Origin of the sequence: Bradyrhizobium arachidis (assembly GCF_024758505.1) — a bacterium.
Lineage (GTDB): Bacteria > Pseudomonadota > Alphaproteobacteria > Rhizobiales > Xanthobacteraceae > Bradyrhizobium > Bradyrhizobium manausense_C.
This window is the reverse complement of record NZ_CP077970.1, coordinates 7,054,224-7,077,543: the sequence shown is the minus strand read 5'-3', so window position 1 is coordinate 7,077,543 and position 23,320 is coordinate 7,054,224. Positions and strand designations below refer to the sequence as shown.

Annotated in this window: 23 protein-coding genes and 2 pseudogenes; 23 read left to right on the top strand and 2 right to left on the bottom strand. The window is 59.3% G+C overall.

What is annotated here, in order from left to right; translation table 11 throughout:
- The first annotated feature begins 53 nt into the window (after window positions 1-53).
- A complete protein-coding gene (locus tag KUF59_RS32865; protein WP_258770056.1) occupies window positions 54-785 on the top strand; it encodes an NAD-dependent epimerase/dehydratase family protein in 732 nt (243 codons plus the stop codon).
- Between the two features lie 52 nt (window positions 786-837).
- Here KUF59_RS32865 and KUF59_RS32860 read toward each other — a convergent pair whose 3' ends face one another.
- On the bottom strand, window positions 838-1,011 hold the full coding sequence (locus KUF59_RS32860; RefSeq protein WP_258767488.1) for a hypothetical protein: 174 nt from the start codon (window positions 1,009-1,011) through the stop codon (window positions 838-840).
- A gap of 473 nt (window positions 1,012-1,484) precedes the next feature.
- On the opposite strand from KUF59_RS32860, the gene trbB reads away from it, so the two are divergent.
- The 21 genes and pseudogenes from trbB (at window position 1,485) to KUF59_RS32755 (ending at window position 21,693) form a co-directional block, all read left to right on the top strand.
- Window positions 1,485-2,465, top strand: a complete 981-nt coding sequence (trbB, locus tag KUF59_RS32855; protein WP_258767487.1) for a P-type conjugative transfer ATPase TrbB — start codon at window positions 1,485-1,487, stop codon at window positions 2,463-2,465.
- A gap of 47 nt (window positions 2,466-2,512) precedes the next feature.
- A complete protein-coding gene (locus tag KUF59_RS32850) occupies window positions 2,513-2,788 on the top strand; it encodes a TrbC/VirB2 family type IV secretion system protein (protein ID WP_258770055.1) in 276 nt (91 codons plus the stop codon).
- On the top strand, window positions 2,788-3,051 hold the full coding sequence (locus tag KUF59_RS32845) for a VirB3 family type IV secretion system protein (protein WP_258767486.1): 264 nt from the start codon (window positions 2,788-2,790) through the stop codon (window positions 3,049-3,051). Before KUF59_RS32850 ends, KUF59_RS32845 begins: the two co-directional genes overlap by 1 nt.
- An 8-nt stretch (window positions 3,052-3,059) precedes the next feature.
- On the top strand, window positions 3,060-5,501 hold the full coding sequence (gene trbE / locus KUF59_RS32840; protein ID WP_258767485.1) for a conjugal transfer protein TrbE: 2,442 nt from the start codon (window positions 3,060-3,062) through the stop codon (window positions 5,499-5,501).
- Window positions 5,498-6,232, top strand: a complete 735-nt coding sequence (trbJ, locus tag KUF59_RS32835) for a P-type conjugative transfer protein TrbJ (RefSeq protein WP_258767484.1) — start codon at window positions 5,498-5,500, stop codon at window positions 6,230-6,232. The genes trbE and trbJ overlap by 4 nt, the downstream gene beginning before the upstream one ends.
- A complete protein-coding gene (gene trbK-alt, locus KUF59_RS32830) occupies window positions 6,232-6,606 on the top strand; it encodes a putative entry exclusion protein TrbK-alt (RefSeq protein WP_258767483.1) in 375 nt (124 codons plus the stop codon). Before trbJ ends, trbK-alt begins: the two co-directional genes overlap by 1 nt.
- A 3-nt stretch (window positions 6,607-6,609) precedes the next feature.
- Window positions 6,610-7,812 (top strand): P-type conjugative transfer protein TrbL, encoded by a 1,203-nt coding sequence (trbL, locus tag KUF59_RS32825; protein WP_258767482.1) that lies wholly within the window; start codon window positions 6,610-6,612, stop codon window positions 7,810-7,812.
- Complete coding sequence (gene trbF / locus KUF59_RS32820; protein ID WP_258767481.1) at window positions 7,812-8,495, top strand: conjugal transfer protein TrbF; 684 nt, start codon at window positions 7,812-7,814, stop codon at window positions 8,493-8,495. Before trbL ends, trbF begins: the two co-directional genes overlap by 1 nt.
- Window positions 8,496-8,542: 47 nt before the next feature.
- Window positions 8,543-9,466 carry a P-type conjugative transfer protein TrbG gene (gene trbG / locus KUF59_RS32815; RefSeq protein ID WP_408918124.1) on the top strand — a complete coding sequence of 308 codons (924 nt, stop codon included), beginning with the start codon at window positions 8,543-8,545 and terminating at the stop codon, window positions 9,464-9,466.
- A gap of 44 nt (window positions 9,467-9,510) precedes the next feature.
- Complete coding sequence (locus KUF59_RS32810; RefSeq protein ID WP_258770054.1) at window positions 9,511-10,653, top strand: TraB/TrbI/VirB10 family type IV secretion system protein; 1,143 nt, start codon at window positions 9,511-9,513, stop codon at window positions 10,651-10,653.
- 5 nt (window positions 10,654-10,658) lie between these two features.
- The gene (locus KUF59_RS32805) at window positions 10,659-10,889 is read left to right on the top strand and encodes a DUF2274 domain-containing protein (RefSeq protein WP_258767479.1); all 231 of its coding nucleotides are present in this window, start codon (window positions 10,659-10,661) and stop codon (window positions 10,887-10,889) included.
- 328 nt (window positions 10,890-11,217) lie between these two features.
- Entirely contained in the window at window positions 11,218-11,448 is a 231-nt protein-coding gene (locus tag KUF59_RS32800; RefSeq protein ID WP_258767478.1) for a hypothetical protein, read from the top strand.
- Window positions 11,449-12,803: 1,355 nt separating this feature from the next.
- Window positions 12,804-13,091, top strand: a complete 288-nt coding sequence (locus tag KUF59_RS32795) for a hypothetical protein (protein WP_258767477.1) — start codon at window positions 12,804-12,806, stop codon at window positions 13,089-13,091.
- A gap of 147 nt (window positions 13,092-13,238) precedes the next feature.
- Complete coding sequence (locus tag KUF59_RS32790; protein WP_258767476.1) at window positions 13,239-13,448, top strand: hypothetical protein; 210 nt, start codon at window positions 13,239-13,241, stop codon at window positions 13,446-13,448.
- Between the two features lie 41 nt (window positions 13,449-13,489).
- Window positions 13,490-16,417: a formate dehydrogenase subunit alpha gene (locus KUF59_RS32785; RefSeq protein WP_258770053.1), complete on the top strand. Its 2,928-nt coding sequence runs from the start codon at window positions 13,490-13,492 to the stop codon at window positions 16,415-16,417.
- Window positions 16,418-16,429: 12 nt separating this feature from the next.
- Window positions 16,430-17,032: a formate dehydrogenase FDH3 subunit beta gene (fdh3B, locus tag KUF59_RS32780; protein WP_258767475.1), complete on the top strand. Its 603-nt coding sequence runs from the start codon at window positions 16,430-16,432 to the stop codon at window positions 17,030-17,032.
- Window positions 17,033-17,070: 38 nt separating this feature from the next.
- Complete coding sequence (locus tag KUF59_RS32775) at window positions 17,071-18,054, top strand: formate dehydrogenase subunit gamma (protein WP_258767474.1); 984 nt, start codon at window positions 17,071-17,073, stop codon at window positions 18,052-18,054.
- Window positions 18,055-18,377: 323 nt separating this feature from the next.
- Window positions 18,378-18,629 (top strand): annotated as a pseudogene (locus tag KUF59_RS32770) (cupin domain-containing protein); the annotation flags it as partial.
- 39 nt (window positions 18,630-18,668) lie between these two features.
- Window positions 18,669-20,444 (top strand): 4Fe-4S dicluster domain-containing protein, encoded by a 1,776-nt coding sequence (locus KUF59_RS32765; protein WP_258767473.1) that lies wholly within the window; start codon window positions 18,669-18,671, stop codon window positions 20,442-20,444.
- 128 nt (window positions 20,445-20,572) lie between these two features.
- Window positions 20,573-21,076 carry a DUF3305 domain-containing protein gene (locus KUF59_RS32760; RefSeq protein WP_258767472.1) on the top strand — a complete coding sequence of 168 codons (504 nt, stop codon included), beginning with the start codon at window positions 20,573-20,575 and terminating at the stop codon, window positions 21,074-21,076.
- Complete coding sequence (locus tag KUF59_RS32755) at window positions 21,073-21,693, top strand: TorD/DmsD family molecular chaperone (protein ID WP_258767471.1); 621 nt, start codon at window positions 21,073-21,075, stop codon at window positions 21,691-21,693. Before KUF59_RS32760 ends, KUF59_RS32755 begins: the two co-directional genes overlap by 4 nt.
- Window positions 21,694-22,368: 675 nt before the next feature.
- On the opposite strand, the pseudogene KUF59_RS44430 reads toward KUF59_RS32755, so the two are convergent.
- Window positions 22,369-22,490 (bottom strand): annotated as a pseudogene (locus tag KUF59_RS44430) (lycopene cyclase family protein); the annotation flags it as partial.
- Between the two features lie 359 nt (window positions 22,491-22,849).
- On the opposite strand from KUF59_RS44430, the gene KUF59_RS32750 reads away from it, so the two are divergent.
- Window positions 22,850-23,176 carry a response regulator transcription factor gene (locus KUF59_RS32750; protein WP_258767470.1) on the top strand — a complete coding sequence of 109 codons (327 nt, stop codon included), beginning with the start codon at window positions 22,850-22,852 and terminating at the stop codon, window positions 23,174-23,176.
- Window positions 23,177-23,320: the final 144 nt, after the last annotated feature.

The window sequence follows — 23,320 nt, the reverse complement described above, 5'->3', positions numbered from 1 at the left end:
GCGCATGGCGGTGCGGCCGCTGTTGGGCGCATGGTGGCAAAGGAGTAACGGTGATGGGTTATAGGATATTCCTTGCCGGCGCGTCCGGAGCCATCGGCAGGCGCCTGACGCCGCTCCTGCACAGCGCTGGCCACTACGTCTGTGGCAGCACCAGGTCGAAAGCTAATGTCGACGCGTTGCGCTCGCTCGGGGCGGACCCGATCGTGGTCGACGTCTTCGACGCGTCAGCGCTATCACGCGTCGTCGTATCGGCACGCCCGGATGTCGTGATCCATCAGCTCACCGACCTCCCGAAGGATCTTAATCCGCGTGAGATGGGAGCAGCGATCGTTCGTACCGCCCGCATCCGTAGCGAAGGAACGCGGAACCTCGTCAGGGCGGCAATCGCGGCGGGTGCGCGCCGGTTGGTGGCACAAAGCATCGCGTGGGCCTACGCGCCGGGGGCCGAGCCGCACGTGGAGACGGACCCGCTCGATGCTGGGGCCGAGGGAGAGAGCGGTATCAACCTGCAAGGGGTGATTGCGCTCGAGGATCTCACTTTGAAATCACAGCCGCTCGAGGGCGTCGTCCTTCGCTACGGTCAGCTTTATGGTCCCGGGACCGCTTCGGACCGACCATCAAATTCTGCGCCCATTCATGTGGATGCGGCGGCCTATGCTGCTCTGCTCGCAATCGACCGCGGTGACCCGGGCATCTATAACATCGCGCAATCCAACAGATACGTGGCGACCGAAAAGGCACGCGCACAGCTGGGTTGGACTTCCGATTTTCGTCTTCCGGCTTGACGATTTCGAGCGCGGTTCAGCGCGCCAAGCCCTGACGATGAAAGAATGGGTCCTACTGAAGCTTGCTATCGATGGCGATGTTGAAGTGGGTTAGATCGCGCGTGCGCGGCCTTCGACCAGCAGCTTTGTCCGGATCGTTCAGATGTGCCTCGGTCGCAGCAACCTTGCCTTTATTCCATGGGACGCGTTTGGAGAAGTTTTCGCTAGTGCTTGGGGCGTTGGTCATAATGACCTCCTCGTTAGCCTCGGTTGATTGACCGTGCTCGTGGAGCCCACGGTCTGCTATTGGCCCTTCTGCGAACTTCAACCACGTCTGCTGTTGCGCCGCTATCGGATGAAAAGCCGACATCGAAGGCGTCTGTACCAAAGGCCCAATTTGATCCGTGGCCGCTCTAGCCAAGCTGCTTCTCGATTGGAACAAGCTCAACAAGAGACTTGGGGTTGTCGTGCGGATCACCTCTGAGATGGCAACGTGGTACGCATTGGTCAACAACTTAAGCAGCCAAAGAAATCCTACCCGCAAGGATTTTTCTCATACGCCATTTTTCACGCCCGCCGCTTTGCCCAATGTCGATGCGAGATAACCGGTCGCGTTTCTTTTTATACGCCACGCTACTAACCCGATAATTGCCTTGTTGCACTCACTCGCTTCCTGCCTCTTCTAATCATCCCATCTGAGGCCGTTCGGGACGGCATTCGATGGGGACGGCGGTGGTACATCATTCCATTCAATCGGAAGTGATTTCGCGTGGTGCGCGCATGCTGCGCACCGCGTTTGGTGCTGCTATCGCACGCTTTCTCGAAGATTCGACCGTCGTTGAGGTAATGCTCAACCCTGATGGGCGATTGTGGATCGACCGGCTGTCGAGCGGTTTGGCAGATACCGGAGAAATGGTGTCTCACCAGGACGGAGACCGCATCGTTCGATTGGTTGCCCACCATGTCGGTGCTGAGGTCCACGCAGCCAGCCCGCGTGTTTCGGCCGAACTACCCGAGACGGGAGAGCGTTTCGAGGGACTATTGCCGCCGGTAGTCGCGGCTCCGGTGTTCGCGATCCGAAAGCCCGCGGTCGCGGTGTTCACGCTGAATGACTACGTCGCCACCGGCGTTATGACCTCGGGGCAAGCCGTTGCTCTGAAATGCGCGGTCGAAGCGCGTAAGAACATTCTTGTCGCCGGCGGCACATCCAGCGGCAAGACGACACTGACCAACGCATTACTAGCCGAAGTCGCCAAGACTTCGGATCGAGTTGTTCTCATCGAAGACACCAGAGAGCTTCAATGCAAGGCACCGAATCTTGTGGCGCTGCGCACGAAAGACGGCGTGATCTCGTTATCGGACCTGGTCCGTTCATCGCTGCGCCTTCGGCCCGATCGCATTCCGATCGGGGAGGTGCGCGGGCCAGAGGCCCTCGATCTACTCAAGGCCTGGGGCACGGGTCATCCCGGGGGAGTCGGTACCATCCATGCGGGCACCGCGCTCGGAGCTCTGCGCCGGCTTGAGCAGCTCATCCAGGAAGCTGTTGTCACGGTCCCGCGCGCCCTAATCGCTGAAACCATCAACGTCATCGCCGTCCTTTCCGGTCGCGGCGCCGATCGCCGCCTGGCCGAACTCGCCAGCGTCACTGGGCTCGCGGCTTCCGGCGACTACAGCCTGGCAGCAATAGGGGACAAGTCATGAGTGTTATTTCTTTCTTCGAACGACGGATCGTTTCGACGATTCTGTTGATGACCACCTGTTTCGCCGTCAAGCCAGCCTTCGCTGCTGGCTCCAATATGCCCTGGGAGCAACCTCTCAATCAGATCCTGCAATCGGTCGAAGGTCCCGTCGCCAAGATCATCGCTGTCATCATCATCATCACCACGGGTCTCTCGCTTGCGTTCGGCGACACGTCGGGTGGCTTTCGCAGGTTGATCCAAATCGTGTTTGGCCTGTCGATCGCTTTTGCTGCCTCGAGCTTCTTTCTGTCGTTCTTCTCGTTCGGCGGTGGGACCGTGATCTGATGGACGGACAGATCCCAGGCTTCGAAGCTCCAGTCCATCGCGCGCTGACCGAGCCGATCCTGATGGGTGGTGCGCCACGCTCCATCGCCATCGTCAACGGCACGCTCGCAGCCGCCCTCGGCATCGGTCTGCGCCTCTGGGTGGCGGGCCTCCTGCTTTGGTTCGTCGGCCACATGGCCGCTGTCTGGGCGGCCAAGCGCGATCCTGACTTCGTCGAGGTCGTGCGTCGACACCTTCGTATCCCCGGTCATCTCAACCCGTGAGCTCCCTCATGATGAATCTCGCTGAATACCGCCGTTCCAATACCCGCCTCGCCGATTTTCTGCCCTGGGCTGCTCTCGTTGACGAAGGCATCGTCCTTAACAAGGATGGGTCGTTCCAGCGGACGGCGAAATTTCGGGGACCGGACCTCGATAGCGCCGTGCCAGCCGAACTTGTTGCTGTTGCTGGTCGACTAAACAATGCGCTGCGCCGGCTTGAATCGGGGTGGGCGATCTTTGTCGAGGCGCAACGTCATTCGGCAGGAGCCTATCCGCCCAATACGTTTCCAGATGCCGCGTCCGCGCTGGTCGACGCAGAGCGAAGGGCACAGTTCGAAGAAGCCGGCGCGCATTACGAATCGAGCTATTTCCTGACATTCCTCTATCTCCCGGCGGCGGAGGGCACTGCGAGAGCGGAACGGCTGCTTTATGAGGGTAGCAACCGGACCGTTGACGCCGATGCGCGCGAGACTCTCCGCGGCTTCATCGACCGAACCAATCGCGTCCTGCAGCTCATCGAAGGCTTCATGCCCGAGTGCGCCTGGCTCGATGACGAAGCAACGCTGACCTACCTACACTCCACGGTCTCGACCAAGCGGCATCGCGTCAGGGTGCCCGAGATCCCAATGTATCTCGACGCGCTGCTCGCCGATCAGCCGCTGACCGGTGGCCTTGAGCCGATGCTAGGGTGTGCGCATCTGCGTGTGCTGACCGTCGTCGGCTTTCCGACGGCGACGATACCGGGGATTCTCGACGACCTGAACCGTCTTGCCTTTGCCTACCGCTGGTCGACCCGCGCGATCATGCTGGACAAGCTGGAGGCGACGAAACTTCTGACCAGGATCAGACGGCAATGGTTCGCCAAGCGCAAATCAGTGGCTGCGATCCTGAAGGAGGTCATGACCAACGAAGCGTCAGCGCTTCTTGATACGGATGCCCACAACAAGGCCATTGATGCCGATGCAGCGCTCCAGGAGTTGGGCTCGGATCAAATCGGAGAGACCTTCGTTACCGCAACGGTCACGGTCTGGGACGCCGATGCTGCCATCGCCGATGAAAAACTCCGACTCGTGGAAAAGGTGATCCAGGGCCGGGATTTCACCTGCATGATCGAGACGGTCAATGCGGTTGAAGCCTGGCTCGGCAGCCTGCCCGGACATGTCTACGCCAACGTTCGGCAGCCCCCGATCTCGACGCTGAATCTGGCACATATGATTCCGCTGTCGGCGGTATGGGCCGGCGAGGCAAGGGACCATCATTTCAAGGCGCCGCCGCTATTTCTGGCCAAGACGGAGGGATCCACTCCATTCCGCTTCTCCCTTCACGTTGGCGACGTCGGACATACGCTGGTAGTCGGACCGACCGGCGCGGGTAAGTCGGTGCTGCTGGCGTTGATGGCGCTGCAATTCCGCCGGTACCCCGAATCCCAGATTTTTGCGTTCGATTTTGGTTGTTCGGTACGGGCTGCAACCGTCGCCATGGGTGGCGATTGGCACGACATCGGCGGTGTGCTCTCGGGCGAATCCGCGGAGTTCGTTGAACTTCAGCCGCTCGCCGCGATTGATGACTCGTCTGAGCGTGCTTGGGCAGCAGAGTGGGTGACCGCGATCCTCGGCCGTGAGAAGGTCGAAGTGACGCCAGAAGTCAAGGACCATATTTGGTCTGCGCTGACCTCGCTGGCTTCGGCACCGATCCAGGAGCGGACCTTGACGGGTCTTTGCGCTCTTCTTCAGTCGAATGTGCTGAAGCGCGCTCTCCAGCCCTATTGCCTTGGGGGGCCGTACGGCCGGCTTCTTGATGCGGAGTTCGAGCGGCTTGGTGAAGGCGCCGTTCAGGTCTTTGAAACTGATGGATTGATCGGTACGGCTGTCGCGCCGGCTGTCCTTTCCTATCTGTTCCACCGCATTGAAGGACGATTTGATGGTCGGCCAACTCTGCTCATCATCGATGAAGGATGGCTGGCGCTCGATGACCGAGAATTCGCTGGTCAACTGCGCGAGTGGCTGAAAACCCTTCGCAAGAAAAATGCTTCGGTCATTTTCGCCACCCAATCGCTCGCGGATATCGACGGCTCGGCGATCGCGCCGGCTATCATCGAGAGCTGTCCGACGCGAATCCTGCTCCCGAACGACCGCGCCATCGAGCCACAGATCATGGCGATCTACCGGCGCTTTGGACTGAACGAACGCCAGATCGAGATCCTGGCTCGGGCCACACCGAAGCGCGACTATTACTGCCAGTCGCGCCGCGGCAATCGACTGTTCGAGCTCGGGCTTGGCGAGGTCGCGCTCGCCTTTACCGCGGCTTCCTCAAAGGCCGACCAACTGCTGATCGAACAGGTCCTGATTGATCACGGCCGCGACAATTTTGTGTCGGGCTGGCTCAGGGCACGCGATGCCGCCTGGGCGACCGATCTCATCCCGCATCTTCCCGAACTGGAGGCGTCAAAATGAACCGCCTCCAACGTCTCGCCACGGTCAGTGTCATCGCGATCACAGTCGTCGCTGGATTCAAGCCCGCGCAGGCGCAGTTGATCGTCTTCGATCCCAACAACTACGCGCAGAGCGTGCTTACCGCCGCTCGCGCTTTGCAGCAGATCAACAACCAGATCGTCTCTCTGCAAAATCAAGCGCAGATGCTGGTCAACCAGGCCAGGAATCTGGCTACGCTGCCATTTTCCTCGTTATTGCAACTGGAGCAGTCGATCCAGCGAACGCAACAGCTTCTTAGCCACGCTCAGCGCATCGCCTACGACATCCAGCAGATCGATCGTGCCTTTGCGACGACCTACGCGCCGGCGTCGGCGAGCGCTTCGAGCCAGGCGTTGATCGCGAACGCGCAAAGCCGTTGGCAGAATGCGCTTGCCAGCCTCCAGGATGCCATGCGGACGCAGGCAACGGTCGTCGGCAACCTCGATACCAATCGCACCCAGATGTCAGCCCTTGTTAAATCGAGCCAGGGCGCGACTGGTGCGTTGCAGGCGACCCAGGCTGGCAATCAGCTCCTGGCGCTGCAAGCCCAGCAACTTGCGGATCTCACTGCGGTCGTCGCAGCCCACGAGCGCGCGCAGAACCTGGAATCCGCCCAGCATGCGGCCGCTCAGGACCAAAGCAGGGAGCAGCTGCGTCGCTTCCTCACGCAAGGCGCCGGCTATCAACCCACAACCGTGCAGATGTTTCACTGATGAACACGAAAACAATCCAACGACTCCCGACCCTGGCGGCGGTGGTGCTTATTGTTCTCCTCGTTGCGGCCTGTGCGATCAAACTTCGCGGCGACGAAGGGCAGACAAGCACGCCCGCGTCCGCCGATGTGACATCCGATCCCTTGGCGACGAAGCTCACGGAGTGCCGCACCATAAGCTATGAGCAGAAAGATGCTCTGTTTGAGTGCCGAAAGGCCTGGGCCGAGAAGCGCCGCCAGTTTCTGCGGCAGAAAGCTCAAGCACCGTCCGGCAGTGGCGCTCCGCAAGCGGGCTCCTCGTTATTTGTTGCGCCAAAGGACGACAGCCGTCTGCCCTCTGGCTTTCCTTCAATCCAGCAGACCGGGAAGGAGTGAGCGATGGGCGGTACCGGAATCATTGATCAGTTTCTGGAGACATTCACCCGGTACATCGATTCCGGGTTTGGACTACTCGGTGGTGAGGTCGGATATCTTGCTACGACGTTGGCGACAATCGATGTCACGCTCGCAGGCCTGTTCTGGGCATGGGGCGCGGAGGGGGACATTCTGGCCCGCCTCGTCAAGAAGACCTTGTTTGTTGGAGTCTTCGCTTTCCTGATAGGCAACTGGAACAGTTTGGCGCGTGTCATCTTCGAGAGTTTTGCCGGCCTGGGGTTGAAGGCCTCGGGTACCGGTCTCTCTTCGGCCGATTTCTTGAAACCGGGAAAGATTGCCCAGGTCGGGCTTGATGCTGGACGACCGATCCTCGATTCGATCTCCGGCTTGATGGGCTATGTCAGCTTCTTCGAGAATTTCATCCAAATCTCGGTTTTGCTGTTTGCCTGGATCGTCGTGCTGTTGGCTTTTTTTATTCTGGCCATCCAGCTCTTCATCACGCTCATCGAGTTCAAGCTGACGACGCTCGCGGGTTTCGTGCTGATTCCGTTCGGGCTGTTCGGCAAGACGGCATTTGCCGCCGAGCGCGTGCTGGGGAACGTGATTTCATCGGGCGTGAAAGTTCTGGTGCTGGCCGTCATCGTCGGGATCGGCTCAACACTGTTCTCGCAGTTTACCGCGAGTTTTGGTGGTAATCAGCCGACGATCGACAACGCCATGGCGCTTGTGCTTGGGGCGCTTTCTCTTCTCGGCCTCGGCATCTTTGGGCCAGGCATTGCCAACGGCATCGTGTCGGGTGGACCGCAACTCGGCGCCGGCGCCGCGGTCGGGACAGGCCTGGCGGCAGGGGGCGCCATCGTCGCTGGCGCTGGTCTCGCGGCTGGCGGTGCCGGGCTGGCAGGTGGCGCGCTTCTTGCCGGCGCCCGCGGCGCAGCGACGGTAGCGACAGGAGCGGCAAGTGCTTACCGAGCGGGGGGCTTGGGCGGTGTCGCCAGCGCAGGCGGTTCGGCGATCGTCAGCCCGCTACGGCGTATGGCTGCTGGGCTCGGTGGCGGTTCGTCAACAACGGACGCCGCGCCGGCTTGGGCACGCCGCAAGCGCGCGCAGACCGTGAACCAGGGCGTGTCCGCTGCTACCCACGCCGTCCGCAGCGGCGACAGTGCCGGTGGTGGAGCCTCGGTTGATCTGTCCGAGGGAGGGCACTGATGTTCAAAAGACCATCCGTGCATTACGGCCGTACGCCACAGCCCGTGACGCCTTACCAGAAGGCAGCGCAGGTTTGGGACGACCGTATTGGTTCCGCACGCGTCCAGGCCAGGAATTGGCGGCTGATGGCGTTCGGATGTCTGTTGCAGTCCGGCGGACTCGCTGCAGGCCTCCTTTGGCAGTCTGCCCAGGGCACCATCACACCGTGGGTGGTGCAAGTGGACCATCTCGGTCAGGCCCAGGCAGTCACCCCAGCGAGTCCCTTCTATCAGCCGTCCGATCCGCAGATCGCGTTTCATCTCGCGCGATTCATTGAAGACGTCCGGGGATTACCTGCGGATGCCATCGTAGTGCGCCAAAACTGGCTGCGGGCGTACGACTTCACAACGGATCGCGGCGCCGCAGCGCTGAACGATTACGCGCGCAACAACGATCCGTTCGCCAAAGTAGGCACCACGCAAATCTCGGTCGACGTCTCCAGCGTCATCCGTGCATCGTCTGAAAGCTTTCGCATCGGTTGGATCGAACACCGTTATGAGAACGGGCAACTTGCGGCCACCGAGCGCTGGACGGCGATTCTCACGGTCGTCATCGAGACGCCGCGCGACGTCGATCGGCTGCGCAAAAACCCGCTCGGTGTGTTCGTCAATGCCATTAGCTGGTCGAAGGAGCTCGGCCAATGATTGCACCACCGAACAAACCCAAGCGTGCCAGTTCCGTTGGGGCGATCATGCTTCTCGGGTCTCTAGCGCTTTCCGCCTGCACAACGTTCAAGCCGCCGCAGATCAGTTACGATGACAATGTGCCGCTACTTCCCGACCTGCCGACGCTTGCCGACGATCGCGAACGTCCCCTGCATATTCCGCCACCCTGGATCCCGGCCCAAGGTGGGAAGAAAGGAGACGCCGAAGAAAAGGAGCCCGTGACCCGGATCGAGGCGGCCAACACCGCCGCGCGGGTCGAACCACGGCGGGCAGGATACTTCAATGCCGTTCAAATCTTTCCGTATAGTCCGGGCGCGCTGTATCAGGTCTATGCCGCACCCGGGCAAATCACGGATATCGCGCTCCAGCCAGGCGAGCAATTGATCGGATCAGGTCCGCTTGCAGCCGGTGACACCGTGCGTTGGATCGTCGGCGACACCGAAAGCGGCAACGGCGATAGCAGGCGCGTCCATATCATGGTCAAGCCGACCAGGCCCGCCATGGCAACGAACCTCGTCGTCAATACCGATCGGCGGACCTACCTGATCGAACTTCGGTCTCAGGAAAAGCCATATATGCCGTCGGTTGCCTGGTTTTATCCGGAAGACCGTAGCGGACGCGTGAAGGCCTTATCGCTAGTGCCGGTGATCCCGGAAATGGGTCAACGCCGCTATCGCTACACCATCGACGGCGACAACCCGCCGTGGCGGCCGGTCAATGCCTATGACGACGGTCGCAAGGTCTATATCGAGTTTTCGCCTGGGATCGGGCAGGGAGAAATGCCGCCATTGTTCGTCATCGGCCAGGAGGGTACGCCCGAGCTCGTCAATTATCGCGCCTACAGAAATGTGCTCATCGTCGATCGTCTGTTCGCCGCGGCGGAATTGCGGCTGGGCGGCGAGAAGCAGCAGAAGGTACGAATTTTGAGAGCCGACGGGAGCCGGTCGTGACAGGCAATGCACCAAACGAGAGCAACGGTTCAGGATCGGGTCAGCTGTCACCTGAAGACCGAGCGCAGTCTTTGCGCCTTCACCCCGACGGCCCACGGGTCACGCGGCTTTCCCGAAAAGTCCTCGCCGGCGGCACCGCTATGGCTTTGCTGCTCATCGCTGGCCCACTGCTGTGGGCGCTGAGGAGCAACCACCCGCAAAGTTCGACGCCGGACGAACTCTACAGCACCGATCATCACAACGTCGCAGATGGCCTGACAACCTTGCCACAGGACTACGCCGGGATTCCCCGCGATGTCCCTAGACTCGGGGCACCATTGCCGGGCGACGTGAGACGTCCCCTCGGAACAAAAGACCAAACAACGGCGATCGATCTGGATGCTGAACAACAGCGTGCCAACCAGGAGACTGAGGCGGCGCGGACCAGCAAAGTATTTGCCTCGACAACCGGCGTTGTTTCGTCGCCGCATGCTGCATCTCAGGGAATGACCACAAACGTCGCGCCATCTTCTGACGAGACCTTCACGCAGAACGGCCAGGATCGCAAACTTCTGTTCGTGAACGCGCCGGTCGATCGGCGGACTACCGCGCCTGACAGGCTTTCACGGCCAGCATCCCCCTTTGTCATCCAGACGGGAACGATCATCCCTGCAGCCCTCATTACGGGGATTCGCTCCGATCTCCCCGGTCAAATTACTGCGCAGGTGACCGAAGCGGTTTTTGATTCTCCTACTGGCCGCACGAAGTTAGTGCCGCAGGGGGCACGGTTGATAGGCATTTATGATAGCCAAGTGGCATTCGGACAATCGCGCGTGCTGTTGGTCTGGACACGGCTGATCATGCCCAACGGTCGCTCCATCGTGCTGGAACGTCAACAGGGAGCTGATGCAGGCGGATATTCGGGTCTCGAGGATGAGGTCGACAATCACTGGGCCGAGCTATTCAAGGCCGCGCTCCTCTCGACCATTCTTGGCGTGGGAGCGGAACTCGGCTCTGGTGCGGATGCCGGCAGCAACACGGACATCATTCAAGCGCTCCGCTTGAGCGCGGCGAATTCATTGAATCAAAGCGGACAGCAGATCGTTCGGAGAAATCTCAATATTCAGCCAACACTGACAATTAGGCCGGGCTTCCCAGTGCGGGTGATAGTCAATCGTGATCTGGTGCTAGAACCCTATCGAGGGTGAGTCATATGAGCAAACTGAAGCTACGCGCCATAGAGCAAGAAAAGCCGGTCACCATGACCATAAAATTGCCGGCAGCGGTTCATCGTGACCTAGCTGCCTACGCGGAACTACTGAAAAAGCAGGGTGGTCACGCAATTGATCCGAATTCGCTCATTACTCCGATGCTCACGCGATTTATGGCGACCGATCGGGCATTCAGACGGGCGCGAAGACAAATTCAAAATGGTGACGGGTAGCATCGCTTGAGCAGACCCAAGAAATTTGCCAGCGCGCGGTTTTCGTTGTCCTCTAGCCAGTTGATCGAGAGCCCAATTCGGGCTGAACCTTCTCGAATCTCCCTGCAAACGACGCCCTTAGAGTTTGTGCCGAGGGAAGCATCCAGTGTCAGCCCAACTCCGAGGGACGCCCCGACTAGGCTTTTAATGCTCTCTCGGCTCACATCGTGCCATACAATTCGAGGCCGATCTTCGGGCGAAATGAGTTTTGCTCTGAGATGCTCTTGAATTTTCGGCCCCGGATCGCGGCGACCCAGCGAAGATCTGGTGCTTTACCTTTAAATGGGGATTGACTGACACTTTCTCCGCCATCTATGCGATTTTGTACGCCAAGCTACATTCAGCATCATCTTGTCGATTCTGCATCACAGTGATTTCTTTTGAGCCACCAGCATGGGTTGGTATTTCCGATCCGCACGCCTTGTTGTCTAATGAACGCTTTATCGAAGCAATTGGTCTGCTCGGGATCAAGGCGCTCTATTCTGGCAGTTGCGAGCTGTGGCGGACCTTGCGGGCCTGATGTTATTGCAGGGACGAAATCAGGATGCTTATCGCATGCTTTCAGCCACGTACGACAGGTTCACGGAGGGATTTGAAGCGGCAGGCTTGCGCGCTGCGAAACTTATTCTCACGGCGTCGGGATCTCTCCGAGTGTGATCGTCGCGGATTGCGGGGTCGTGAACAGAGCGCCGCGCAGGCCGAACGACCTTGATGAGGAAAAGGGGCCGTCCTTTCAAATTGGACGGCCCCGGTGGCTCGATTGCGGGGGAGGGGATTTCGAGCCTGTCAAAGAGGAGGGTAGCCTCAAGACAGTCTTGAGTATGCCAGGCGGGATGCCGTGTGTATTTCGTGCCGGCAACTGCTTTTCGAACTCGCACGATCATTCGCGAGCCATCGGCCAAAGCAAGGCTCTCTTAAGATCGAGATATCTCAACTGATCGAAGCCGAACCTGAAGCTTGTGAGTTGAGCTCGGCAAGCAATTCTCTGACTGCCGTCAACTCGCGAGCTGTTCAGGCCTTCACTGAATCGAGCATAGACGGGCCTGAGGATGTCGCTCGCGGCATCGCGCTGGCCTTGCCGCAACCACAGCCTTGCAAGGCCTGCAGATGGTTGTGCATTAGAAAGTCGATGCGGTCCAACCTGCGACCGGCGGCTTGAAACATGCCCCATGCCAATTTCGCTGGCGCAATTTAGTCGCTCAACATTGCAATGCAATCTCGGTTCGTCCAGCGCAAATGTAAGCCGGGAACAACCGCGTTCGCTTAGAACATTGTCTCATAGAACAGCGATTTCTTCCGGTCGCCATGGTCGAAGCGAAGGGCCGGTCGTGTGCGCGCTCCGTGCAGTTCCGTAAGCACCCAGTCGTGCCGGAAAGACCCGTCTTCCGAAGCATTGCTAGGGTTATGAAGCGGCTCAAATCGACCGCGTAAGTAGCATGGTCCGCCGAACTGGAGCCTAGTCCCGGACCCCCAATGAGCCAGCACCGCGGTCACTCGCCATGAATATCGATACGGATAGTCGTCGTACTCTAGAAGTGCCGTGTACCAGCGAGGCAGGTATCGGCTATGCGATGGACCAATCTCCAAGATAAGGCGTCGCGGCGGAGCGTTGCTGTTGAGGGAGTTCTCCCACCGCGTCAACAACGAATTGGCCTCCGCTATCAGCTTGATCTCGGTCGCGGCGCGCATCGCTGCGGCAGCAACGAGGCGAAGTCGATCCTGACACCGGCCGCTGCGCAAGGCCCGTCGCGATGCTCGCTGGGAATGGATAATATTCACGATCGGAATTTCCGTCGACGGTCGCATTTAGAGATCGTCTCCCATGGGATTTGACCGTGCTGCAACCTCAGTTCGGTGTGGAAACAGGGGACTATCATGTTAGGGACCTTCGTCGCCGCTTTGCTGCCGGGCGCCTTTTTGATGGCGGCCGGAGAAGTCGCCACGACGGCGTCTCCGGAGGCAACACTGGAGGATCCCGTCGCTTCGCTGGCCGCGATGGCGCGGATCGACCAGGCGGCAGGCCGGCCTTGTCAAGGGCCTCCAGCGACTATGCGTCGTAACGCTTCGTCAGCATTCGATTCTGCAATTACCATCCTTTTTCGAAAGATGATTGCTGGAGATTGCTTCATGCTGTCGCCATGCAAAGAAGCGTATCAATTTTAGCAGGAGACTACGTTGAGGGCGATGACTTGAGGCGCGCTGCCCTTCCGGGACCTGCAATGGCCCGCCGCAAACAGCGCGTGATCCGGCCCTACACGGTAGTGAGTCCTTACTGCAAGCTCCACACATAGCTCGAGAAAGGAGTTCTGGATGCGCGGACTGTTCCTCAAGACGATGGTCAGACGCGATCTATTTCGCGCCACCGTGGCGGCCACCGCTGCATTGGCCACCGGGACAGTAAGCCCTGATACTCCAGCGACCGAGTCTAGCCGCAGCGCCAACAAGCGCAGATCTCGTTATCAAGCCAACTCGGCGGAGGTCCGCAATTTCTATCGCGTCAACAGTTTTCCTGCCCGATAGCGGAGGCTTCCTTGCTCTTTAAGAAGTCTGAGCGCCTTCGAATTGAAGGGACGTCTTTCGCGTCGTCGTCAGCGGAGCGGTCGGCCGCAGGCCTGGATCGCCGCACTTTCCTTGGGCGTTCCGGTGTTGCCGTCGGGGCGCTCGCAGTGCTTGGAGACCTGCCGCTAAGCGGTATCCGAAAGGCGGAAGCCGGTCCGCCCGCGCCGGCGGGCGCTGCGGTTACGACACGCAAGAATTTTTGTACACATTGCTCGGTTGGCTGTTCGGTCATTGCGAAAGTCGCCAACGGCGTATGGATCGGGCAGGAGCCCGACTATGACAGTCCGATTAACCGCGGATCGCATTGCTGCAAAGGCGCCGCGGTTCGTGACGACGTGCTGGGCCAGCGTCGGCTGCGTTACCCCGTCAAGCTTGTGGACGGCAAATGGACACGCTTATCCTGGGAAAAAGCTATCGACGAGATCGGCGACAAACTTCTTCAGATTCGCGAAAAGTCCGGACCGGACTCGGTGTACTGGCTTGGATCGGCCAAGTTCACCAACGAGGCGGCCTATCTAAACCGCAAACTTGCGGCTTTCTGGGGAACCAACAATTCCGACCACCAGGCGCGTATCTGTCATTCCACCACAGTCACCGGCGTAGCCAATACCTGGGGCTATGGCGCAATGACCAACAGCTACAACGATATCCGCAATGCCAAGACCATATTGATCATGGGCGGCAATCCTGCGGAGGCGCATCCGGTTTCGCTCCAACATATTCTCGAAGGGAAGGAATTAAACCGCGCCAATATGATCGTCATCGATCCGCGCATGACACGGACGGCCGCACACGCGACTGAGTACGTTCGCGTGCGCCCCGGCACCCACATCGCTACGATCTACGGCATGCTTTGGCACATTTTCCAGAATGGCTGGGAGGACAAGGAATTTCTCAGCCAGCGTGTTTACGGCGTCGACGAAATCCGCAAAGAGGTCGCCAAGTGGACACCTGAGGAAGTTGAGCGCGTAACCGGCTTGCCCGAAGCACAAGTTAGGCACGTTGCCGAGATATTCGCCAAGCAAAAGCCTGCGACACTGATTTGGGCGATGGGGCAAACGCAGTTCACGACGGGTACAGCCAACGTTCGCGCCAGTTGCATTCTGCTGCTGGCGACCGGCAACGTCGGACATCCCGGAGACGGCGCGAATATTTTCCGCGGCCATACAAATGTGCAGGGCGCCACCGATCTCGGTCTCGATGTGACAACGTTGCCGCTTTACTACGGCCTCACCCAGGAGGCCTGGAAGCATTGGTGCCGGGTATGGGAGGTGGACTACGACTGGATCGCTTCACGGTTCCCGAGCAAGACGCTGATGGAAGCCCCGGGAATCACAAGCACGCGCTGGTTCGACGCGACTTTGCTGCCGAAGGATCAGGTGACGCAGCCGGACAACGTGCAGGCGATGTTCGTCATGGGGCATGGCGTCAACACGATCACCCGAATGCCGGAAGCCAAACGAGGGATCGAAAAGCTCGAACTGCTGGTCGTGTGCGATCCTTATCCGACGGCCTGGTCGGTGCTCTCGGAACGCAAGGACGGCATCTATCTCCTGCCGGCCTGCACCAGCTTCGAGATGGATGGGTCGCGGACCGCCTCAAATCGCTCGCTGCAATGGGGCGAAAAGATCGTGGACCCGGTGTTCGAATCGAAGAACGACTACGACACGATGTACATGCTCGCCCGCAAGTTCGGCTTCGCCGACCGGATGTTCAAGAACATCAAGGTCGAGAACGGGGCGGTATCGGCGGAGGACATCCTGCGCGAGATCAACCGCGGCGGCTGGTCCACCGGCTATTGCGGCCAGTCGCCGGAGCGCCTCAAGGCTCACATGAAGAATCAGGCCAAGTTCGATCTGGTCACCATGCGAGCGCCGAAGGACGACCCGGAGGTAGGCGGAGACTATTACGGCCTACCGTGGCCGTGCTGGGGAACGCCCGAGTTCAAGCACCCGGGGACGCCCATCCTTTACAACACCAATCTGCCGGTTAAAGAGGGCGGCGGTACCTTCCGCGCCCGGTTCGGTGTCGAACGCATCGTCAAGCGCAAGGTGATGGAGAACGGGCAGGAAGTCGAGAAAGAAGAGCACGACAATCTGCTGGCTGAGGGCTCCTATTCAGTCGGTTCTGAAATCAGGGACGGTTATCCGGAATTTACCCTGGCCGTACTGAAGAAGCTCGGTTGGGACAAGGACCTCACGCCGCGGGAAATGGATATGATCCGGCGTGTGAACCCCGCCAATCCCGACACGGTATCGTGGTCGCTGGATCTTTCCGGTGGAATTCAACGCGTTGCGATCGAGCATGGCTGTTCCCCTTACGGCAATGGCAAGGCGCGCATGATCGCCTGGAATTTGCCTGACCCGATTCCAGTGCACCGCGAACCAATCTATACCCCCCGTCCAGATCTCGTTGCGGATTATCCGACGCTGCCGGATGCCAAACAGTTCCGTGTGCCCAACATCGGTTTCACGGTGCAGAAGTCTGCCGTCGACAGGGCTGTCGCCGAACAGTTTCCGCTGATCCTCAGTTCAGGGCGGCTTGTCGAATATGAGGGCGGCGGTGAGGAGACGCGGTCCAACAAGTGGCTCGCCGAGTTGAAGCAGGAGATGTTTGTGGAGATCAATCCTGCGGATGCGACCGTTCGGGGAATCAAGGATGGCGGATGGGTGTGGGTGACCGGAGCTGAAAGCCGCGCGAAAACCCGCATGAAAGCACTCGTGACCGAAAGGGTCGGCAAGGGTGTCGCGTGGATGCCATATCATTTCGCCGGCTGGTTCGAAGGCAGGGACCTGCGCGCGAAATATCCGCAAGGTGCGGATCCTTTCGTCCTTGGCGAAAGCGCAAATACGCTTACGACCTACGGATACGATCCGGCGACGGGCATGCAGGAGCCCAAGGCCACCCTTTGTCAAATCAGAGCTGCGTAGGGAATTAGCACTATGGCGCGTATGAAATTCCTTTGCGACGCTGACCGTTGCATTGAGTGCAATGCCTGCGTCACCGCTTGCAAGAACGAGAATGAAGTACCTTGGGGAATCAACCGCCGACGTGTCGTTACCATCAATGACGGTAAGCCCGGCGAACGTTCCGTCTCGATGGCCTGCATGCATTGCACTGACGCACCGTGCGCTTCCGTCTGCCCCGTCAACTGCATCTATTCGACGGACGATGGCATCGTACTGCATTCGAAGGATCTGTGCATCGGCTGCGGCTACTGTTTCTACGCTTGCCCATTTGGTGCTCCGCAGTATCCAAAGGTCGGTAATTTCGGTTCACGCGGAAAGATGGATAAATGCACTTACTGCGCAGGCGGTGGTGGTAGCGAAGAGCCGGGCAGCGCGGCAGAGTTCGAAAAGTACGGCTCCAATCGATTCGGCGAAGGCAAATTACCGCTGTGTGCGGAGATGTGCTCCACAAAGTCGTTGCTGGCCGGCGACGGCGAGATCATCGCGCAAATCTATAAGGAGCGGGTCCTAAAGCGCGGTTACGGCTCAGGTGCCTGGGGCTGGGTGACCGCTTACCGCGAGAATGTAGAGATCTGACGCGCACGGATATCGCGTCAAAGTCTGGGAGCACGCAAATGAGGTGTCCTGCATCTATCTTCGCCGTCGTGTTCTTCTCGGCGACCTTGGCTGCTCCCGCATTTGCGCAGAAGCTCGGACCGGATGGGGCGCCTAACCCGACCGCGAGCGTCATTAGTGAGCATGATCTGTTAAAGCTCATGTCTCGCGCTCACGGGCAGATCGACATTCCCGACTCTAAGGCCGCCGTACTGATTCAACCGATGGGACGGACGTGGGACTATTTCCACGAGGTATTGCTGCATTGGGGTGGCGCCACTGTGATCATCGGCATGATCCTGGCGTTGACCGCAGCCTATCTTGTCATGGGGCCGCTCCGGATTTCGGGCGGCCGGTCGGGAAAGAAACTACTCCGCTTCAAGGCGTTTGAAAGGTTTTCGCATTGGCTGACCGCCGTTTCATTCGTTCTTCTTGGGCTCACCGGACTCAATATCACTTTCGGCAAGATCGTCTTGCTGCCCGTGATTGGGCCAGAAGCCTTTTCCGACCTGTCGCAATTCGCGAAGTACGTACACAATTTTACAAGCCTGTCATTCGTCGTCGGCTTGATCCTGATTGTGGTGATCTTCTTCAGGGACAATCTTCTGCAGAGGGTTGATATCGACTGGCTCAAGCAGGGCGGCGGGTTCATCAAATCGAAGCATGCGCCTGCCGGTCGGTTCAACCTCGGCGAAAAAATGGTCTACTGGTTTTCCATGGCAGCCGGCGTAGCAGTATCCGTTTCGGGCTTTCTATTGTTGTTTCCCTTCTATGGAACGAACATCGCCGAGATGCAGTTCGCCCAGGTCGTACATGCTGTCGTTGCCGTGCTATTCATCGCTTTGATCCTCGCCCACATCTATATCGGTACGCTTGGCATGGAGGGTGCGTTTGAAGCGATGGGCACAGGCGAGGTCGATGTCAACTGGGCAAAGGAACATCACGACCTCTGGTTCGCGCAACAGCAAGCGCGCGAGAACCCGTCGGCAATGCCGGCGGAGTAACGATCACCAAGGCCGCGGGCGGCAATGGTATCCGCTCGATCATTGTGGGCTCGGCGCAATTCAGTATGGAGCACCTATCATGGATGATATTTCACGGCGAACAGTGTTGGCAGCGACGGCAGTCGGCGGCGTTCTTACGGTTGCAGGGGCTGCCAGCGCGCAGAGTGGCGATACAACTCCCCAGCCTCAGCGTCCCGGCCACGGTGGCACTGATCCAGGCCCACGCAATCTGGCGCGCGACAGGCAGAATCCGGACCTGCTCGTTCCCCCATCCACCGATCACGGCACATTACCCAATTTGCGCTTTTTTCGCGGCGTCAGGTCAGGCGCGCACCTTTGACTTTCAGGGCGGCGATGTCGGCTATGTGCCTTTCGCGATGGGCCACTACGTGGAAAACACCGGCAGCACGCCGTTGCGCTTCCTGGAAATATTTAAAAGCAGCTATTACGCCGACGTGTCATTGAACCAATGGCTGGCGTTGACTCCGCCTGAACTGGTGCAGGCTCATCTGAAGCTGGATTCGCAGACGCTGGCGGCCCTGCACAAGGACAAGTTTCCGGTAGTTCCTAGCTGAAGCGGTCGTTTGCTCCATGGCCCGAAAGGCAACCGAGGCATGCTAGGTGTATTTAAAGATGGTCTGATCCAAGATGAAGCGCCAAAGAAGGCTGCACTGCAGGCGGCGGCGGCTGTGCCGATGCCGGATGTGCCTTTCGTTCAGGTCGAGAGTGCCGGTGTTGTCCTTGTGTATGGACGGGACGAGACCGCGGTCGACGCCGGAGAGCTGCTTAAGGATCATCTCGACGTTACTGTCCTGATGAGGCCAGCCGCCTCGATCGTTTCTCCTGGAGCAACCGATTTCCCGGTGGCGAAAGGAAAGATCGCAATTGCCAAGGGCCATCTCGGCACTTTTGATCTCACTATCGATGAGTTCGCACAAACTGTGCCGTCGGGTGACACATTGCTCTTCGGGCCTTCGCGCGATGGCGCGCGGTCGCGTTGCGACATCATCCTCGATCTTTCCGGCGGATCGCCACTGTTCACTGCGGATGACCTTCGCGACGGCTATCTGCGTGCCGATCCGCGTAGCCGCGCCGCGGTGCTGGAGGCGGTGCTCAAGGCGCGCGATCTCACAGGCGCTTTCGAAAAGCCCCGTTACATCGCGTTCGACCCGTCGCGGTGCGCGCATTCGCGCTCGGGGATCGTAGGTTGCACGCGTTGTCTAGACCTCTGCCCGGCGGGCGCCATCACGCCAGCGGGCGCTCACGTGGCGATCGATCCGAATATCTGTGCCGGTTGCGGGCAATGCGCGGCCGCTTGTCCAACCGGTGCGGCTTCCTATGCGATGCCGCCGCAAGATGCGCTGATGCGAAAGCTGCGAGCCATGCTGCTTGCCTATCGCGAAGCTGGCGGGGTCGATCCGATCGTCTTGGTTCATGATGACGTGCACGGCGCGCCGATGATCGATGCGCTGACGCGGTTTGGCGAGGGTTTGCCGGCACATGTGCTACCGCTCGCCGTCAATGAGGTCACCCAGGTCGGGCTCGAGAATGTCGCGGCGGCCTTTGCCTATGGCGCGTCCGGAATGCGATTCCTGCTTCGTGCCAAACCGCGCCACGACGTGTCGGGATTGAGGCGGACCCTCTCATTTGCAGAGCCCATTCTGGCAGGACTTGGCTTCGACGCGTTACGCGTAGCAACGATTGAGACGGACGATCCGGATGTACTGAGTCGCGTGTTGCGCGAGACTGTCTCGATGCCTGCGGCTCCGCGTCCGGCGACCTTTCGGGCGACCGGGGGCAAGCGCGATGTGTTGCGCTTCGCGCTGAGCGAGCTCCATCGAGCGGCTCCCGCACCCGTCGATGTCATCGCGCTTCCCAAAGGAGCGCCGTTCGGGACGGTGGAGGTCGACGTCAACGGCTGCACGCTCTGCCTTTCCTGCGTATCGTCGTGTCCAACCGGTGCGCTGCGGGATGATCCGGAGCGGCCAATGCTCCGCTTTGTCGAAGATGCGTGCGTGCAATGCGGACTGTGCCAGGCAACCTGTCCCGAGCATGTCATCACCCTGAAGCCCCAGATCGATTTTCGTGCAGCCAGGGCCCCTGCGCGCGTGCTCAAAGAGGAAGAGCCATTTTGCTGCATCCACTGCAACAAGCCGTTCGGGATCAAGAGTACCATCGAACGCGTGGTGACGAGACTTGAAGGCAGCCACTGGATGTACCCGGGTTCATCGCGCCGCTTGGACCTCATCAAGATGTGCGAGAACTGCCGGGTCGCCGCCGTCTCGCAAGAGAATTTCGATCCTTATGGCGCCCCTGGTCGACGGAAGCGCACCACGGAGGACTATTTGCGAGAGCGTGCCGAGGCAGCCAATCGAGAGTCACAGGCGTGAAGCTATTGCGGACCATTCAACTCGAGATCTCATTCGTTTGTGTTCGAGCGGGCCGCGGAGTCTGGCGAATGAGAACCGCAGTACCTCGTGACTAGCCTGCCGATCATTTTTCGCGAGGAGATTTTGAGTTGAGATCGACAGCACTTGTGAGCATTCCGGTAGGGGTCGTGATTGAACGGCGCCGGGCGAACAGCATTTGGGTCGAGTTTCTGTGGCGGCCGGTCTGCGTGCTCGCCGGCAAACCTTCAGCTGATCCCTGGACGCCGCTCGATACGCAACCGGAGCGGATGTTGTTTTACGCCGGTGACGCCGTGATCGAATTGCATCGAACGGAAACAACCTATTACCGCGACAACCTCTTATCCGGGGAACCCAAACTGTGGGTGGCATTGCGATCCACGGGATCAGAGCCACCCTATGAGCTTCTCACAGTGACCGTCGATCCAGCGGAGGGCGAGGGACTCACGGATGCCGGGAGCAATCTCGTCGAGACGGTACCAATGCCTCGGGACATCGCGGATAGCGTCAGCCGATTCATCGCCATGCACCACGTCGAGCGGCCGTTCGTCAAGCGGCGTCGTCAGCCGCCTGAACTAGCGCGTCGTGAAGAGGGGCGGGGGAACGAGAAATGACGGCGCCAGAAAAGCTCGTCTCTCGTCGAGCGCGGCTGAAGCGCGCGGCCGATGAGATCGATCGCGCCCGTGCGCGGGAATACGCACTATTGGCCACCTTGCTCTCACGCGCTCCTGATACCCTACTGGTTGGCCGTCTCGCCTTGCTGCGGCGCAATGCAACCCCGTTGGGAACAGCCCATGCGGCTCTCGGTGAAGCCGCGGGCCGATCCAACGAAGCAAGCGTGCGCCGCGAATACTTCGATTTGTTCCTCGGCCTCGGGCAAGGGCTGCTGCTGCCGTACGCCTCTTATTACCTGACCGGCTCCTTGTATGGCCGCCCGCTAGCGAGACTGCGTGAAACCTTTCAGCTTCTCCACATCGAGCGGACGATGGATTCCGAGCCCGAGGATCACATTGCAGTTCTTTGTGAGATTATGGCGGGGCTGATCAGCGGAGATATCGATGGTCCGGTTGGGTCCGACCGTGAATTCTTCGAAACGCATTTAGCCACATGGGCCAGCCGCCTTTTTGTCGATCTGGAACGGGCGGAATCGGCCGACTTCTACGGTCCCGTTGGCTCGGTCGGACGAATCTTTATGGAAATCGAAACTGAGGCTCTATTGTTTACCGCCTAACACAACAGGAAAAGTATTATGCTCGTTTTACCGCATGCGCCGCGGTCGCGATCATAGCGACGGACGCTTGTGTGTACCAAACCTCATCCCGGTCGATGACGTGATGGAAGCGCCTAAGCTGGCGGAATGATCGGGCTGCTGTGTGTTTCGTGCTGGCCGTCCTGACCTCGCCATTCAAGTCGAAATTGCGGCTGAAGTAAGAACGCGGTGCTTCGACATCAGTTAATTGTCTTGCGGCGGCGGCTACATGGTCGGGTCCGGCTCACGAACTATGATCGCTGGTTCTTTATCCAGCTGCATCGCTGGTTTCCATCGATCCTGTCGTTCCTCACCATCATCCGGTCCATGTTCACGGAAGGGTTTGAAACGGGCGATCTCACGGAGGCACGCGAATTGCATCAAATCTATCACACATTCCAATGATCACCCACGGAGCGAAAATACAAGAAGCGGAAGCATCGGGGCGCAAAAAGTCGATTCCACGAACCGCGCGACTGAACACGCGACGGTGATCGAGCCGTGACGGTCATTCCGGTCGACTCCCAAGAACAGCTGGGCACAGAGTGTGGAGTGTGCCGTGGCCGCCTGGTTGACAGCCGCGTCAAACGATCCCTACACAAGCATTCATCGTGATGGTGCAAGTGCCCGGCGCCTTCGCGCTCGTGTGGTTGACGTGTCCCGCCCGCCGCCTTCTAGCAGACAAACCTAACGTTCGGATCCTCTGTGAGGCGAGAACCCAACGCGCACCCGGCAGAACCGGCGCCGACGACAACGTAGTCAAATTCACCATGATTCATGGGGCGGCTCCGCCGAGATGGGTTGTGTTGTTCAATGAGGGGTCGAAACTTCCCGGCACGGAATGGCGGCGGCTCATCCTCAAATTTCTGATTACGCGGATCCAAAGGTGAATCCATTGCACCAAGGCGTCGTGGAGGACTTGCATCTGGTGGGTTTAAACGTGCGACCGATCTGCTCATACCCGCGCAACGGGCGTTCGCTCATAGCCAAAAGTGCGGCACGTTACAGGCGAAATCCATTGTCGGTCGACTGTTATAGGGGAGGGTGCCTTCGTGGCAGTAGGAGTCGAAGCGCTGCTGAACCGACACCAAGGTATCGGGCGAGCGGAGAGGTGATGGCGCTGTAGATCACCGGTCTGTTGAACAAGCAGGATGCGTTCGACCGAAGCATGAGCGAGACTACGGTGAAAGCGCAACGAGGTCGGGTGATGCGCAGAATGCTGGCTCAGTCCCTCGTCGATTTGGCGGAAATGGCCATGAAGCTTCGTCTTGGTCAGATGTCGCGCCTATTTGGTGCGGACCCTATCGCTGGCCGTGACGACTACGCCTCGAAAGTACTGCAGACCGTGCTCCTGCGGGCGAAACTACAACTGTGCTTGGCGAGGTGGTCGATCATCGTCGGAAGTCCAGTAGGCGAACAGCCGATGGATCAGTGGCCGGGTGATCTCTGCGGCTGCCTAGCATGACGGCGCGCCTACAGATCCCAAAGTGCCGACTACACCATGGTGCAATAGATTCATCTTCAGCTTAGAGCCAAGTGTCGGTGAGAGGCACTGTGTCCATCTGCGTCCCCTTAAGGAACGGCAGTCAATGGGAATCCAGAGCCGCTT